A 14,357-nucleotide genomic window follows, 5' to 3' on the forward strand; every position below is an offset into this window, starting at 1 on the left:
CGCATGGCGCCGCGCGCGCCTGCGGATGTCCTGCCGTCATCGTCGCAAGCCGCCGTGGGTTGTCTGCCGCATGCCTGCGCGAGCATGCAGGTCCGATGGACAGCGTCCTGTCCAGGCGTGTTGGCTTCGATCACTCCGCGCGAGGCGCCAGACGGATGTCGAGGACTTCGTCCTCGTCGGCCTCGCGCGGTTCCGCGCCCGCGCGTTCGATCCATGCCCGCAGGTGCAGGCGGCGCCCGCCCTGCAGGCTCGCCAGCACGCGCGCGGGAACAGGGATGAGGTAAGTCCCTGCGGCCCTGCCGGAGCGGATCCCGTGGGGAGACGCCGTGCCGATGAGTTGGCCGTCCTGCGTGCGCAGGACGACCTCCTGTCCGCTGCCGATCGCGCCCAGCTCGACTTCCAGCAGCACCTGCACGCGACCGCCTGCAGGCGCGCGCGGAAGCGCGATGCCGGCCTCGTGCCACGCGCCATGCGCGCACGCTGCCAGCATCAGGGCGCCCGCGATCACGCGCGCGATGGCGACGGCGTGGCGCATGGCGTGTGCCGCCTGCTCAGCGCACCGGGACGATGGTCACGCCACGCACGACGGGTGCGTCCTTCGCACCGCCGCTTGACGGCACCAGGCGGATGTCGAGATTGGCGTTGCCGGCCACCAGCTGCGAGAACGCCTGCAATCGGCGCGGCAGCGGCAGGGTGAACGTGGTGGTGTGCGACATCGCCATGCCGGGCATGCCCGGGCCGAAGAACGAGATCGTGCCTGCGTAATAGGGGCTGCCCGGCTCGACGCGATCGATGTCTTCGGGTGCGTTCACCAGCACGTCGAACTCGCGCGAGACCGCGAGCCCTGCGGGTCGGTCCACGGTGATTTCCGCGACGAACGTGGCGTCCCGCGCCGTGGCCTGATGGCGTTCGACCAGCGCACCGGGCAGCGCGACGCTGGCGCTGTCGGCGTCGACCGAAGCCACCATCGGGGCCTGCAGGCGGCGCGTGCGCGGTTTCGGGATGTACTGGTTGCCGCTGGCCGGCGTGTAGTCGTAATTGAAGGCGTCGGTGCTGAACACCGCGCGCGCGGTGGTCGGGCCGACCGGCTTGCCGTCCGCGCCGATGTAGAACAGGAACGGTTCGTCCATGAAGGCGGCTTCGTCCTCCTCGTCCGGGCCGATCGGCTGGCCGAGCACGAGCTGCTTGCGCGTCCACACGTCCCACAGGCGGTCCATGTTGGCATGGTGCAGGAAGAAGATCGGATCGACCGGCGAGAGGAAGTTGGTCATGTTGCCGTACGGACCCGGGTCGATCGCGCCGACGCCGCCGATGCAATTGTGCACCTTGTTGTGCGGCTGGCCTTCGAGCACCGAGAACTTGGTGGTGCCGTCCGGTTGCACCAGGTGCGATGCGGTCCGGGAGCTGGTGAAGCTGAGGCTCGGGATCTCGTTGTGGAAGTCGAAGGGCGCCAGGCCGTGGATGACGGTGTCCAGCGAGACGGTTTCCTTCGTCCTGGCGTCGAGTTTCGGGTTGTCGCGCGACAGATAGCGTGCGCCGCAGGTGATGGCGAAGGCCATGTTGCCGGACACGCCCGCGTCCTGCTTCGGGCTGTAGCCGGTGACGTCGTTCCAGAACAGCTCGAAGGAGGTGTAGCCGCGCATGTCCAGCTGGCCGCGCTGCTGGCTCGACAACGCGTTCCAGTAGTCGCGCATCGCCGGCTGGATGAAATCGGTGAACACCTTGAGGTTGCGCGTGTACGGCGCGTAGGCGGCATCGGTGGGCGTCAGCGGACCATCGAACATCGCCGCGGGAATCTCGGGCTGCTGCGTCCAGTCCCAGTAGGGCAGGGCGAACTCCAGATCTCCGCTCAGCGCGCGGATCGTCTGCTCGAAATAGCCGACGTAGCCGCGATGCCAGGCGTAGAACCACCAGTTGCCGTGCGGGCAGTCCAGGAAATGCGTGAACGCGTTGCGGAACCAGTTGCGCGGATCGCTGGCCGGCAGCGCGAGCATGGCCTGTACGCCGCGTGCGTAGCTGGCCAGCATCCGCTGGCCTTCCGGGCTGGCGGCATCATGGCGGCGCCAGCGCGCCTGTTTCGAAGCCGATCTCGGGCCTGCAGCGAGGGCACTGCCGGCGTGGGTGGCGATGACCGTGCCACCGATCGCGGTGGCGGCCGTTCCGATGAAATCACGGCGTGTGATGCGCATCCTGTCTCTCCTTGTACGATGACATCCAGTGGTCGATAAGCCGCAGGCGGCGGCGCGAAGCCGTGGCGCGGGCGGCATGGCGGGCGAGGATGTGGGGCGTCCGTGCCAGCACGACCGAGTATAGCCAGCCCTCCGGCACGACGTGGTATCACTCCGTCGTTCCTGGAAGCTCCCCCAGTGCCTGGCCGGATGTTGCGTCCGCAGCGTGAGGCCGGTGGCTCAGCGACGGATCGCGAGCACCCCGTCCAGCGCCGGTTCTGCCTTGAATCCGGATTTCTCCAGGCGTCTCGCGACTTCGCGCGGCACGTCGCGACCGCTGGTCAGCGCATTCGGCGTGCCGGTGTAGTGGAACAGCCGGCCGCCGCGACGCAGCACGCGCGCGAGCTGGTCGTAGAACGCCTGCGAATAGAGTTCGCCGGCGATGCCGAAACGCGGCGGATCGTGGAGCAGGGCATCGACCGACGCATCGGCGACCGAGGCGATCGCTTCCGAGACGTCGGCATGCGTGAGCTGCAGTCGTCCGCCGCTGGCGGGCGACTCCTGATCGGGCGACCAGGGATTCAGCGTGCGCAGCCACAGCACGTCCGCGTTCTTCTCGAACGACACGATCCGCGCAGCACCCGCATCGAGGCAGCAGGCTGCGAAATAGCCGAGGCCGCCGCAAGTGTCGAGTACGACCTTGCCCTGCGGCTGCACCAGCGCGACCTTGCGCCGCGCGTCGTCGACCGGCGAGGCCTTCGAGGTCGGCAGCATCTTGATGCCGTCGATCTCGAAGGTCGGCGCGCCCCATTCGGTCGGCACCAGCTTGATCAGCGCGCCGTTGTAGCGCGAGACCGCGACGAAATCCTCGCCGTCCCAGTAGTGGATCGTCCGGTCCTTGAGCTTGCCGGGGTAGGGGTAAGCCTGTCCCCGCCAGATCCAGGCGTCGCCATCGAGCTGGATGTCCTCCTGCGACCGGTCGAGATCGAAGGAGCCGGTCCACACGGACGCACCAGCGGCGCGTGCGGCAGACAGCGCATCGGCGTGCGCACGGACGAGCAATGGGCTTGGAGAATGTGGCAAGCGCGGGCTCCCGATGGGCGAGCCGCGATTATCCGTCTTCCGGGGCCCGGGCGAGAAACTGGTTGATCGCCGCGTTCTCCACGATCGCCGGCGGGTCCGACATCCGGGCCAGCGCGAGCAGGGCGCGGCCGATCGCGGCGGTACTCGTCATCAGTCCCGGCGTGAGGCGGACGCCGATGCCCATCAGCGGGCCGGTGATGGCGTAAAGCGGACGCATCGCCGCGTGCGGCGACCGCTCGCCGTGCACCGGCTGCACGCCGCCGGGACGCAGCATCACGGTGCGGATCGGCAGCGCCTGCAGCGCTGCCTCGGTCTCGCCCTTCACCCGCAGCGGCATGATCCGACTGCGGGCGTTCGCATGCGCACCGGAGATGTACAGGAACCGCCCTTGCGGGTTGAGTCGGGCGAAGGTCTGTGCGACATGCAGGGTCAGGTCGAGCGTCACGTGGCGGTACTGGGCCTCGGGCGTGCCCAGCGGCAGCGCACCGGCGCAATGGAAACAGGCATCGAACGGCGCGAGCGCGTCTTCGACCGCTTCCAGGGCATCGAGGCCGGGCACGATCAGCTCGCGCAGGCGCGGCTCGTCGCGCCCGCTGGTGCGTCGGCTGAGCAGCGCGACGCGTGCGACTCCGGCATCGGCCAGAGTCTCGTGGAGGACGCCCTGGCCGATCAGGCCGGTGGCGCCGGTGATGAGTACGCGCATCGGCGTTCCTCCTGCATGGATCTGCGACAGGATAGGTCCGCACGCCTGCAGTGGGCATGCGCCCAGGGGAAGGCATCGTTGCGCGCATGGGTGAATCCATGCGTCTGTCCGCGCCGTAGAAAGCCTCTGGTTCTGCGACGCCTGCCCGTCCACGGTTTGCCGGATCGGCTTGGCCTACACTGTGCGCCTGCCCTTGCGAGCCCGCATCCATGACCGAGACCGCTTTCTACCCGATCGGCACGCCCAGTCGCGCCTGGGGACCTGCCGAATTCGACGCCTGGCGGGCCCGCCAGGTCCGTCACCGCAGCTATGCGGACGACGTGGTCAGCGTGATCGATCGCCTGCGCGACCGCTTCGATGTCGAACAGTACGGCGAGCTCGTGTATAGCGACGAGCGTCATCCGCTGTTCGCGATCCGCAGCCGCCACTGGGACGAGGCCTTGCCCTGCGTGCTGGTGACCGGTGGCGTGCACGGCTACGAAACCAGCGGCGTCCATGGCGCGCTGCGCTTCGTCGACCTGCACGCCGAGGCGTATGCGGGCAAGGTCAACCTGCTGGTCGCGCCCTGCGTCAGCCCCTGGGCCTACGAGCGGATCCATCGCTGGAACCATGACGGCATTGATCCGAACCGCTCGTTCCGCGAACCGAGCCCGGCGCAGGAGTCTGCAGCGCTGATGCGCCTGGTCGCGCCGCTGCTCGGCCGCTTCGTCGCGCACATCGACCTGCACGAAACCACCGACAGCGACGAGTCCGAATTCCGCCCCGCGCTCGCCGCCCGCGACGGCAAGCCGTTCGAGCCCGGCCTGATCCCCGACGGTTTCTACCTGGTCGACGACACCGAGAACCCGCAGCCGGCCTTCCAGCAGGCGATCATCGAAGCCGTCGAACGCGTGACCCACATCGCGCCGGCGGACGACAAGGGCGAGATCATCGGTTCCGAGGTCGTCGCCCATGGCGTGATCCGCTATCCGCTCAAGGCCCTGGGCCTGTGCGCCGGCATCACGGGCGCGCGCTACACCACGACCACCGAGGTCTATCCCGACAGCCCGCGCGCGACGCCAGAGCAATGCAACACAGCGCAGGCGGTCGCGGTCGACGCGGCGATCGGATTCGTGCTGGCGCAGTGAGTCGGCGCGCCGGCCCGATCGCGCGACAGGAACGACCGCTCGCCGGCGTTGGCGAGTCTTGGCGGCTGCGGCGTGACCGCATCCCGGCCTCGCGAGTGGAGTAGAGTCCGGATTCCCGAACCAGCGAGGCTGCGACATGACGACTCCGCCCCGGAAGACGGCTGACGATTTCGACCCGGAAGTGCTCCGGCTGTTCGACAAGTACGTGCACGGCGATATCGATCGCCGTGGATTCATGCTCGGCGCCGCACGCTTCGCCGTCGGCGCGACCACCGCCGCCGGACTGCTGGCCGCACTCACGCCGCAGTTCGCGATGGCGCAGCAGGTCAAGCCCGACGACAAGCGCCTGAAGGCCGAGTACCTCGAATTCCCGTCGCCCGACGGTTATGGCACCGCGCGCGGTTATCTGGTCAAGCCGGCGAAAGTGCGCAAGCCGCTGCCGGTGGTGCTGGTCGTCCACGAGAACCGCGGACTCAATCCGCACATCGAGGACATCACGCGCCGGCTCGCGCTGGAGAACTATATCGCCTTCGCACCCGATGCGTTGTTCCCGCTGGGCGGCTATCCCGGCGACGAGGACAAGGCGCGCGCCACGTTCCAGACGCTGGACCAGATGAAGACGCGGCAGGATTTCCTCGCCGCCGCGCGTATGCTGCGCAGCATCAAGGGCGGCAATGGCCGTCTCGGCGCGGTTGGCTTCTGCTACGGCGGGGCGATGGCCAACTTCCTCGCCACGCAGCTGACCGACCTCGACGCCGCCGTCCCGTTCTATGGCGGCGCACCCAAGACCGAAGACGTTCCGAACATCAAGGCCGAACTCCTCATCGTCCTCGCCAGCAACGACGAACGCGTCAATGCGACCTGGCCCGCCTACGAAGCCGCGCTCAAGCAGGCCGGCACGCGCTACGCGCTCTATCAGCCCGCGAATACCCAGCACGGTTTCAACAACGACACCACGCCGCGCTACGACGAAGCCGCCGCGCGCGAAGCCTGGTCGCGCACCCTCGCGCTCTTCGAGCGCACGCTGCGCAAGCCCGCGAAGTCCTGAGCGACATGGGCGCCTGCGATCCGCAGGCGCCCGTCTGCACGCCTGCCCTGATGCCTGATCCGATCCGCGATCGGCCGTTGGCTGTCCCATCGCACCTCGACGCTGCGTTGTCCTGATCCGAGCCGCTTCCACGCCCAGCACAACGCATCCGTGCGGGGCCTGCGCAGCGTTGAGCGCCCAGGGAACGAACGACCACTCGGAACGAGGAAGCGACACATGAACAGAGGCATCATCGGACTGCTCGCTGCAGTTCTGCTTTACTGGTGCGCGCCGCAGATCGCGCGTGCGGAGATGGACTATGCAGGGCATGGCTGCTCGCGCTTCCTGGGCCGTGCAAACGAAGCCCTGTGCAACACGCAGGCGGGACATGATGCCTGCATGGCTGAGCTGCGACGGGGCCGGATGAATTACTGCACGCTGCAGGGACAGCCCGACAGGGCTGCTCGCCGGGCCACGCTCGCCGAAGCTCACCAGCGCCTGCTGGATGCGCGTTGCGTGGACAGCCTCAGGGGGCGTTCGAGCTTCCGCTGTCCTGACGAGACCTACGCCAGCATGGCGTACCAGCGCTGCATCGAATACCGCAATGCCGGGATCGGCATCGGATGCCGGCGATTGCCCAACCTGCTCGCTTCGTATGCCGACCGGATCGCCGCGCAGCTTGAAGGCAAGGTCTACGGCTATGCGTTCGTCGTGTCGAAGCGAGGCGAGACGTCCGTCGAACGCGCGGCGGGATCCGCGCGCCTGCAGCAGGACGGCCAGATGGCGATGTCCGTCGATGTCAGTTACACGCTGGCCAGCGTTTCCAAGAACATCACAGCTGCGGCGATCCTGAAGTTGCTGGCGGAGAAGGGCATCGATGTGGACGCGGAGGTCGCCAAGTACCTGCCCTACAACTGGACCCCGGGGGCGGGTGTCGATACCGTGACCTTCCGGGAACTGCTCACGCACCGCAGCGGTTTTCGCTGCCTGGACGGCGATGGCGTCGACTACGCAGGCGTCAAGCGCTGCGTCGAACGCGGCATCGTAGTTGCCGACAAGACCCGGGATTGCAATGGCAATGCCGCCACGGCCGGTGCCATCGGCTGCTACCAGAACCACAACTACGCGTTGATGCGTGTCATGTTCCCCGTCATCCGCGGCACGCTGGTCAAGCCTGTCCTGAGTATCTTCACGCCGGAGCAGATCGAGAAGGAACATGCCATCGTGATGGCCAACAGCTACGCCAACTACGTCAATGCCGAGCTGTTCTCGAAGGCAGGCCTGCCGAAATTGTCCTGCGCCCCGACGGATGGTGCCAAGCAGGGGCTGGCCTACAAGCATGCCGCGCCGAACGACAATGGGGGCGACTTCGGCGACATGTCGCTCGTCTGTGGCTCGCAGGGCTGGTTCATGTCGGCCCGTCAGCTGTCGCGCTATTTCGCCGCACTCAACGAGTCGTTGGGCTCGATTCTCCCGAACCGTCTGCCGGAGCGGATGCGGCAGGACCTGCTCGGCTTCCAGGGCTGGGGGCAGCGCGCCACGCCCTACGGTGATGTCCGCTGGTGGTGGCACGGCGGCTTCCATCCCGCCGCCATGAATCCGGGCGAGATCAACACGCTGGTGATGCGTTTCTCCAACGGCATCGAACTGGTGCTGATCATCAATTCCGATTTCGACCCGGCCGGCTTCGACTGGGGCAGTGCGGTCACCAACGCATTGTTCGATGCGATGGCGGCATCCCGACAGCAAGTGCCGTGACACGCCTCGGATCCTCAAGCGTCGAACGATTGGAAGGCGCCAGGATGTTCCGGCAAGAAAAAGAAGGGCGGCCATTGGCCGCCCTTCTCGTATCACGACAACCGGATGCCTCAGTCGAACTTGTAGTTGAAGCTCACGAAGACTTCGCGGCCGATCGGGCTGTAGCTGTTCCAGAAGTACGGATACGCGTTGAACGATTCGTCCCTCGGCGCCGTCTTGTCGAGCAGGTTCTGCACGGCCAGGCCGATGGTGGCCTTGTCGGTGATCCGCTTCTGCACGCCGGCATTCCAGACGATGTACGGCGCGATGCGGCCGGTCTCCGCCCAGTTCGGCAGCGAACCGTAGCGGTAACCGTTCACGTTGACGAGCCAGTCGCCGCGTTCCCAGTTCGCGCCCCAGTTCAGGCGGCTGCGCTGGTTGGTGAACTGGCGGTTGTCGCGCAGGTCGCGCACGCCCGAGCCGCTGAACAGTTCGTCTTCCAGCTTGAGCACGTGCGTCCAGCTCAGGTTGAAGTCGAAGTTGCCGAGGCGATCGGTATCCAGGCGGTAGCGCGCGGTGGCATCGATGCCGGACGTGCGGGTCATCGCCTGGTTGATCGGGAACGAACGGTACGAACCGATCTGGTTGTCGGTCAGCGGGCCGGTGCCGACGCGGTTCACCAGACCGGTGAAATACAGGCATTCGGCCGAAGCACCGTTGACCGGCGTGCCGTCGCGGCGCTGGCCGAGCAGGCAGTCCGCTTCGTTGCGCAGCAGGTAGCCGGTGTTGATGTCGCTCACGCCGCCTTCGAGCTTGATGCGATACCAGTCCACGCTCACCGACAGGTTGTCGACGATGTCCCAGACCACGCCGACGGTCGTCGATTCGCCCTTCTCCTCTTCGAGGTCGCGGCTGCCGCTGCGCGTGCCCGCGATCTCGTAGGCGTAGTTCGCATTGCTGGTGCAGGCGGTCGAGGTCGGATTGCCGCCGTCGCGACGGCAGCGGTACTCGTCGAACACGTTGGTGAAGAAGCCCGAATCTGTCGCGAACACGTAGTGCATGTCCGGCGCACGGAAGCTGGTGGCGTGATTGGCGCGCAGCAGCAGGTTGCTGACCGGACGCCATTCCACGCCAGCCGACCAGGTCGCCGCGCCGTCGACGTTGGTGACGTCGTCGTAGCGATCGTAGCGGCCGGCGAGGTTGAGGTTGAGGGTCGACAGCACCGGAATGCTGAATTCGACGCCCACGGCGTAGCGATCACGCTCGCCGCCGCCGCCGCCGCCGCTCAGGTTGAGGATGCGCTCGGTGCCGGCATAGCCCGGCAGGATGCGCGCATCGGGATCGAGGTCGTACTGCTGCGACGCGAATTCCACCACGGCCGCCATGCCCACGGCGCCGGCCGGCAGCTCGAACAGGTCGCCCGAGAGCGTGAAGCCGCCCTGGGTGACGGACGAATCAGCCTCGGTCTTCACCTGGGTGGTCATCGAGCGGAAGGCGTCGACGCCCAGCGGGCTGAAGTAGCGCTGCAGGTTGAGGTTGTAGACGCCGAAGCCATTCGCATCGGTGCCCAGGCGCGGCCCGGCGAAGTAGTCGCGGATGCCGTTGGCCAGGAAGCGCGGCTGGCGGCTTTCCAGGTCGTAGCGCGCGTGCGAGAGCGAGGCTTCCCAGTCGAAGCGGTTGTCGAACAGGGTGCCGCGCAGGCCGGCCGCCACGTCGATCGAACGTTCGCGGATGCGGGTCTGCTGCGAGCCGACGCCACCGACTTCCGACGGCGTGAAGATGCGCTGCGCGTCGACATAGGCGCCCAGGTTCTGCGCGAAGAACACGCCCCGGGTGCCGAAGGCGGCGTTGTCGAAGGTGCTGTCCGAGGCCGAGGACCAGAACTGCGTGCCCGACGCGATCTTCGCGTCGGCCTGCGACAGGCTCACCTGCGCGAAGGCCTGCATGCCATTGGCGAAGTCGTAGGTGCCGTAGAAATAACCGTTGAGATTGCTGTCGGCGTTGCGGATCTGCTGGGTCGCTGGGAAGCCGTAGTAACCGCAGAGTTCGCCCAGCGACGGTGCCGACGGCACGGTGAAGGATTCGAAGTCGCCGAACGTGCCTTCGCAATTCGCTGCGACGCCGTTCGGCCAGATGCGCGTCCCGCCGGCGCTGAGGTTGCGCAGGGCGATCGCTTCCACCGGCAGGTCGCTGTTCGGCGTACGGGTAGGATCGTCGCGGTAGGAGTCCATGAAGTCGCGCTGCGAGGCGAAGATCTCTTCGCGCTCCAGGTACTCGACGGCGTAGGTGGCGCTCCACTGGTCGCCGGTCTTGCCGCCGACCCACTGCAGGCGCACGGAATCGCCGCCGCCCTGGGTGGTGGTGCCCGCGCGCAGGTCGAATTCGTCGCCTTCGAAATTGGTCTTCAGGATGACGTTGACCACGCCGGCGACGGCGTCGGAGCCGTAGATCGCCGAGGCACCGCCCGACAGCACTTCGATGCGGGAAATGGCGGCAGCGGGGATGTTGGCCAGGTTCACTGCGTTCGACTGGCTGTTGTAGGGCAGCGGGTAGTCGGCGGTGCGGCGGCCGTTGATCAGCACCAGTTGGTAACCCGGGCCGAGGCCGCGCAGGTTGAGGAAGCTGGCGTTTGGCGTGAAGCCGTTCTGGTTCAGTTCGTTCTGGACCGAGCCGGTGAACTGCGAGAGCGAATTCAGGGCGTCATAGACGGTCCCGAAGCCCTGCTTCTCGATTTCCGCGGCGGTGACGATCGTGACCGGGGTCGGCCCTTCGACTTCGGCGCGCTTGATGCGCGAACCGGTGACGACGATCTTGTCCAGATTCTGTTGTTCGCCCGAGGGTGCCTGCTCATCCTGGAGCGGGTTCGTGCTGGTGTCCTGGGCAAAGCTGGCGCCGGAGAGCAGGAGCGTCGTCAAAATGGCCGCAGACAGCGGCTGACGACGCAATACGGAAGTATTGCGAGGGGTCATGAATATCCTGTGGGGGTCTTGCGTGGAGGTTGCGATGCCTGCGTGGCAGGCAGCCCGGCGATTTTAATGCGCTCTTAACGAAACCTCGGCCTATGTTACGGGCGTTACATGCGTGATCGCCGCCCTGTGTTCCATCCAAGTTCAGCTAGCGCAGGTGCAAGCGCCTCATGGCGCACAAAAAAAGAGGGCGGCCAATGGCCGCCCTCCTCGTGTCGCAACAACCGCTTGTCTTAGTTGAACTTGTAATTGATGTTCGCGAAGACTTCGCGGCCGATCGGGCTGTACGAACGCCAGAAGAACGGATACGAATTGAAGGTATCGTCGCGCGGCGCACCCTTGTCCAGCAGGTTCTGCACGGCGAAGCCGATCGTCATCTTGTCCGTGATCTTCTTCTGCAGACCAGCGTTCCAGATGATGTACGGCGCGATGCGATCGGTTTCCGCCCAGTTCGGCAGCGAGCCATTGCGGAAGCCGTTGACGTTCACCTGCCAGTCGCCGCGTTCCCAGTCCACGCCCCAGTTCAGGCGGCTGCGCTGGTTGAAGTACTGCGGGTTGTCGCGGATGTTGCGGACTTCCGAACCCGGGAACTCCTGCTCTTCCAGCTTCAGAACGTGGGTCCAGCCCAGGTTGAAGTTGAAGTTGCCGAAGCGATCGGTGTCGAGACGGTAGCGCGCGGTGGCGTCGATGCCCGACGTTTCGATCATCGCCTGGTTGATCGGGATCGAACGATAGGAACCGACCTGGTCGTCGGTGAACGGACCGGTGCCGACGCGGTTCACCAGGCTCAGGAAGTACGCGCAGTCGCTCGAAGAGCTGTTGACCGGGCTGCCGTCACGGCGCTGGCCCAGGCGGCAGTCGGCTTCGTTGCGGAGCAGGTAATCGGTGCTGATGTCGCTGACCGCACCTTCGAGCTTGATGTTGTACCAGTCGACGCTGATCGACAGGTTGTCGACGATGTCCCACACCACGCCGACGGTCGTCGACTTGCCGGTTTCCTCTTCGAGTTCCGGGTTGCCGCGACGCGTGCCGCCGACGGTGTAGACGTAGTCGGGATCGGTACGGCAGGCGCCGGTCGGGCTGCCACCGTCGCGACGGCAGCGGTATTCGTCGAAGATGCCGACGAAGAAGCCGGACTCGCGCGCGAAGATGTAGTGCATGTCGGGCGCACGGAAGCTGGTCGAGTGGTTCGCGCGCAGCAGCAGGTTGCTGAAGGGGCGCCATTCGAGGCCGGCCGACCACGTGGCGGCACCGTCCACCTGGGTGATGTCGTCGTACTTGTCGTAACGGCCGGCGACATTGAGCTTCAGCGTCTCCAGGACCGGGACGCTGAATTCGATGCCGAGCGCGTAGCGATCACGCTCGCCGCCGCCGCCGGTACCGGTCAGGTTGTACACGCGCTCGGTGCCGGTGTAGGTCGGCAGGATGCGGGCGTCGGGCTGCAGGTCGTATTCCTGGGAGGCGAATTCGATGGTCGCCGCCATGCCGACCGCGCCGGCCGGGAGTTCGAACAGGTCGCCGCTCAGCGTGAAGCCACCCTGGGTGACCTCCGACTGCGCGTCGGTCTTGACCTTGGTGATCATCGAATTGAACGCATCGACACCCAGCGGGCTGAAGTAGCGCTGCAGGTTCAGGTTGTAGATGCCGTAGCCGCTGGCCGTGGTGCCCAGGCGCGGGCCGACGAAGTAGTCGCGGATGTTGTTGGCGAGGAAGCGCGGCTGCTCGCTTTCCAGCTCATAGCGTGCGTGCGAGATGTAGGCTTCCCAGTCGAAGCGGTTGTCGAACATCGAACCGCGCAGGCCGGTGGCGATGTCGATCGAACGTTCGTCGTACTTGGTCTGCTGCGAACCCAGGCCACCGACTTCGGACGGCGTGAAGATGCGCTGTGCGTCGACGAAGACGCCGAGGTTCTGCGCGAAGATGATGCCCTGCGCGCCGTTGAGCTGATTGGTGAAGGAGCTTTCCAGCGACGAGGACCAGAACTGGGTGCTCGAGGCGACCTTGGCATTGGCCTGCGACAGGCTGACCTGCGCGAAGGCCTGGAGGCCGTCGGTGAAGTCGTACGTGCCGTAGAAATAGCCGCTCAGGTTGCTGTCGGCGTTGCGGATCTGCTGGGTCGCCGGGAAGCCGTAGTAGCCGCACAGCTGGCCCAGTGCCGGGTTGGTCGGCACGCGGAAGGTTTCGAATTCCTGGAAGGTGCCGCCGCAGTTGGCGTCGACGCCGTTCGGCCAGATGCGGGCGCCGCCGGCGCTGCGATTGCGGAGGCGGATGCCTTCCACGGGCAGCGCGTCGGCGGAGTTGACCGAAGGATCGTCGCGGAAGGAATCCATGAAGTCGCGCTGCGAGGCGAAGATCTCTTCGCGCTCGAGGTACTCGACGGCGTAGGTGGCGCTCCACTGGTCACCGGTCTTGCCGCCGACCCACTGCAGGCGCGACGAATCGCCGCCGCCCTGGGTGGTGGTGCCCACGCGCAGGCTGACTTCGTCGCCTTCGTAGTTGGTCTTCAGGATGATGTTGACCACGCCGGCGACGGCGTCGGAGCCGTAGATCGCCGAGGCGCCGCCCGACAGCACTTCGATGCGCGAAATGGCCGAGGCCGGGATGTTGGCCAGGTTCACCGCGTTGGACTGGCTGTTGTAGGGCAACGGATAGTCGGCGGTGCGGCGGCCGTTGATCAGGACCAGCTGGTAACCCGGGCCGAGGCCGCGCAGGTTGAGGAAGCTGGCGTTCGGCGTGAAGCCGTTCTGATTCAGTTCGTTCTGGACGGTGCCGGTGAACTGCGAGAGCGAGTTCAGGGCGTCGTAGACGGTGGCGAAACCTTCCTTCTCGATTTCATCCGCAGTCACGATGGTGACCGGCGTCGGGCCTTCGACTTCGGCGCGCTTGATGCGCGAACCGGTGACGACGATGCGGTCGAGGTTTTCCTGGGGCTCTGCCTGGGACTGCGCGCTCTGCGCGCCGGTGTCGTTGGTTTCCTGGGCGAACGCGCCGCCCGAGAACAGCAGCGTCGTCAGAATGGCCGCAGTGAGCGGCTGACGGCGCAGGGAGTAAGTGCTGCGAGTGGTCATGGAGTTTCCTGGATGGCTAACTTGCTTGCGGAGGTTACGATGGCCCGGAAAGGACATCAGGTCGATTTTAACATGTTTTTAATGGGGGTCGCCGGCCTGCAGGTCGTGACTTAAGACACTCCTCGTGGATCGAGGCCATCAGCGGACATCTCCTCGGTATCGAGCAAACTCGGTCAACGCGACCGCATTCCGACCCAGGCGCGTGATCCGTGTCGAAGCGCCGTGAACCATCGAGGGCTCGCGTCGGATGCACGCGTCGAGGATTCCGGCCGATTCGCCACGGCCGGACATGGGGACCCTGGCCCCGGCGTGGTCCGACCTGCCGCTCGTCCCCCGGCTGTGGCACACTGGCCGTGCGCATGCGCATGCCCGGGGGACGGGCGCGTGGCGTATCGAACATTTCAGGGGCCGGTCCACGGATGTGTCGTCGCCATCGGGCGACCCGGGTCATCGGGCGGGTAACCAGTTACGGGAGCAG

General features: G+C 66.3%; 9 protein-coding genes. 3 read left to right on the forward strand and 6 right to left on the reverse strand.

Annotation, left to right across the window (positions count from 1 at the left end; all coding sequences use genetic code 11):
• Positions 1-130 precede the first annotated feature (130 nt).
• The 4 genes from ACFQ0E_RS09965 to ACFQ0E_RS09980 form a co-directional block, all read right to left on the reverse strand.
• On the reverse strand, positions 131-535 hold the full coding sequence (locus ACFQ0E_RS09965) for a hypothetical protein (protein WP_386823498.1): 405 nt from the start codon (positions 533-535) through the stop codon (positions 131-133).
• A gap of 16 nt (positions 536-551) precedes the next feature.
• Positions 552-2,189 (reverse strand): tyrosinase family protein, encoded by a 1,638-nt coding sequence (locus ACFQ0E_RS09970; RefSeq protein ID WP_386823499.1) that lies wholly within the window; start codon positions 2,187-2,189, stop codon positions 552-554.
• A 219-nt stretch (positions 2,190-2,408) separates the two neighbouring features.
• A complete protein-coding gene (locus tag ACFQ0E_RS09975) occupies positions 2,409-3,251 on the reverse strand; it encodes a class I SAM-dependent methyltransferase (protein ID WP_386823500.1) in 843 nt (280 codons plus the stop codon).
• Positions 3,252-3,279: 28 nt separating this feature from the next.
• A complete protein-coding gene (locus tag ACFQ0E_RS09980) occupies positions 3,280-3,954 on the reverse strand; it encodes an NAD-dependent epimerase/dehydratase family protein (RefSeq protein WP_386823501.1) in 675 nt (224 codons plus the stop codon).
• 209 nt (positions 3,955-4,163) lie between these two features.
• Here ACFQ0E_RS09980 and ACFQ0E_RS09985 point away from each other — a divergent pair, with 209 nt between their 5' ends.
• The 3 genes from ACFQ0E_RS09985 (at position 4,164) to ACFQ0E_RS09995 (ending at position 7,866) form a co-directional block, all read left to right on the forward strand.
• Positions 4,164-5,081: a M14 family metallopeptidase gene (locus tag ACFQ0E_RS09985; RefSeq protein ID WP_386823502.1), complete on the forward strand. Its 918-nt coding sequence runs from the start codon at positions 4,164-4,166 to the stop codon at positions 5,079-5,081.
• 136 nt (positions 5,082-5,217) lie between these two features.
• A complete protein-coding gene (locus ACFQ0E_RS09990) occupies positions 5,218-6,129 on the forward strand; it encodes a dienelactone hydrolase family protein (RefSeq protein WP_386823503.1) in 912 nt (303 codons plus the stop codon).
• A 150-nt stretch (positions 6,130-6,279) separates the two neighbouring features.
• Positions 6,280-7,866, forward strand: coding sequence for a serine hydrolase domain-containing protein (locus ACFQ0E_RS09995; RefSeq protein ID WP_386823504.1), 1,587 nt, complete (start codon positions 6,280-6,282; stop codon positions 7,864-7,866).
• A 110-nt stretch (positions 7,867-7,976) separates the two neighbouring features.
• Here the strand turns inward: ACFQ0E_RS09995 and ACFQ0E_RS10000 are convergent, their stop codons facing one another.
• Both ACFQ0E_RS10000 and ACFQ0E_RS10005 read right to left on the reverse strand, forming a co-directional pair.
• Positions 7,977-10,814 carry a TonB-dependent receptor plug domain-containing protein gene (locus tag ACFQ0E_RS10000; protein ID WP_386823505.1) on the reverse strand — a complete coding sequence of 946 codons (2,838 nt, stop codon included), beginning with the start codon at positions 10,812-10,814 and terminating at the stop codon, positions 7,977-7,979.
• A gap of 230 nt (positions 10,815-11,044) precedes the next feature.
• Positions 11,045-13,879, reverse strand: coding sequence for a TonB-dependent receptor plug domain-containing protein (locus ACFQ0E_RS10005; RefSeq protein WP_386823506.1), 2,835 nt, complete (start codon positions 13,877-13,879; stop codon positions 11,045-11,047).
• Between the last annotated feature and the right edge of the window lie 478 nt (positions 13,880-14,357).

The sequence above is a fragment of the Lysobacter brunescens genome (assembly GCF_042677005.1).
In the GTDB taxonomy this organism is placed as follows: domain Bacteria; phylum Pseudomonadota; class Gammaproteobacteria; order Xanthomonadales; family Xanthomonadaceae; genus Lysobacter_I; species Lysobacter_I brunescens.

Coding starts and splice junctions, on each gene's coding strand:
- ACFQ0E_RS09980 (WP_386823501.1), bottom strand. CDS start 3,954: ATGCGCGTACTCATCACCGGCGCCACCGGCCTGATCGGCCAGGGCGTC.
- ACFQ0E_RS10000 (WP_386823505.1), bottom strand. CDS start 10,814: ATGACCCCTCGCAATACTTCCGTATTGCGTCGTCAGCCGCTGTCTGCG.
- ACFQ0E_RS10005 (WP_386823506.1), bottom strand. CDS start 13,879: ATGACCACTCGCAGCACTTACTCCCTGCGCCGTCAGCCGCTCACTGCG.
- ACFQ0E_RS09990 (WP_386823503.1), top strand. CDS start 5,218: ATGACGACTCCGCCCCGGAAGACGGCTGACGATTTCGACCCGGAAGTG.
- ACFQ0E_RS09965 (WP_386823498.1), bottom strand. CDS start 535: ATGCGCCACGCCGTCGCCATCGCGCGCGTGATCGCGGGCGCCCTGATG.
- ACFQ0E_RS09985 (WP_386823502.1), top strand. CDS start 4,164: ATGACCGAGACCGCTTTCTACCCGATCGGCACGCCCAGTCGCGCCTGG.
- ACFQ0E_RS09970 (WP_386823499.1), bottom strand. CDS start 2,189: ATGCGCATCACACGCCGTGATTTCATCGGAACGGCCGCCACCGCGATC.